Genomic DNA, 979 nt, shown 5'->3' with positions numbered 1-979 from the left:
GTTAAGAGGGCAGTATAATTTGAATTTTGATATATGTGAGTCAGAGTGTCAATTAAGGAGGATATAAAGAGTCAGCCTGTACGAGTTTAAATAATACAATTCTGAAAAATATTCGATCCTTGAGAAGCATCCAAACTTATAAAAAGTAATTGCTTTTTAGAAATAAAAAAACGTTCATCATTCAATGGTGAGCGGTTTTTTAACGTAGTAAGCTGATTAATGATTTTTTTTGAAAACGTCTCAGTGTATGAAACAAAAGACAAACCAAAGACGCAAAAGTAATCTTGTTTGCATATAGTGCGTGGTGCATGATGAATGCTTCATTTGGACTGATATTAACGGTATTTGTCGATATTACTCCTTGTAATTCACTTGCTAAAAATACGATACGACCTTCATGACCCATAATAAAAAAACGTTTTATCATAGGCCCAAGACCAATCAATCCAGAAGTCCGATGATACGCTGGACCTTTGTGACGCTTGGCTGGGTATTTTTTATTTTAGGTATTATTGGGATATTACTGCCCGTCATGCCGACTGCGCCCTTTATACTACTAGCGGCAGGCTGCTGGGCGCGTAGCTCTAAGCGCTTTCATTTTTGGCTTATCAATCACAAGTACTTCGGAAAATTCGTCCGCGATTGGGAAAACAATCATGCCGTGCCGCTGTATGCCAAGGTTTTGGCAACCATAATGATGGCCGCGTCAACTGTTATGTTGTTTTATCGTTTATCTGCCGATATGATGTGGGTGGCATGGCTGGTAGCCGTTGTTTGTAGTGGAGTAGCGATATATTTGTTCCGCTTGCCAAATGCCTAAAATGGTTGCAATTTGAGCCAAATCCACTCAATAAACCGCGTTGGTTACACGAAACATGAGATAAGGCTTGCGATACTAGGATGTACCCCTTATAATACGCCCAAGCTTAAGAGCAGTTCTGCACCAAATCATTACCTCGTAGTATTAGTTATAATCCTT

Annotated in this window: 1 protein-coding gene; it reads left to right on the top strand. The window is 39.2% G+C overall.

Features of this window, described 5'->3' with window-relative positions; all coding sequences use genetic code 11:
* The first annotated feature begins 397 nt into the window (after positions 1-397).
* Entirely contained in the window at positions 398-820 is a 423-nt protein-coding gene (locus tag ACS8FC_RS15220) for a YbaN family protein (protein ID WP_439297389.1), read from the top strand.
* Positions 821-979: the final 159 nt, after the last annotated feature.

This window comes from Psychrobacter sp. 1Y4, from assembly GCF_051847555.1.
The sequence above is the reverse complement of the archived record's forward strand: the minus strand, read 5'-3'. Positions and strand labels throughout refer to the sequence as shown.

Coding starts and splice junctions, on each gene's coding strand:
- ACS8FC_RS15220 (WP_439297389.1), top strand. CDS start 398: ATGACCCATAATAAAAAAACGTTTTATCATAGGCCCAAGACCAATCAA.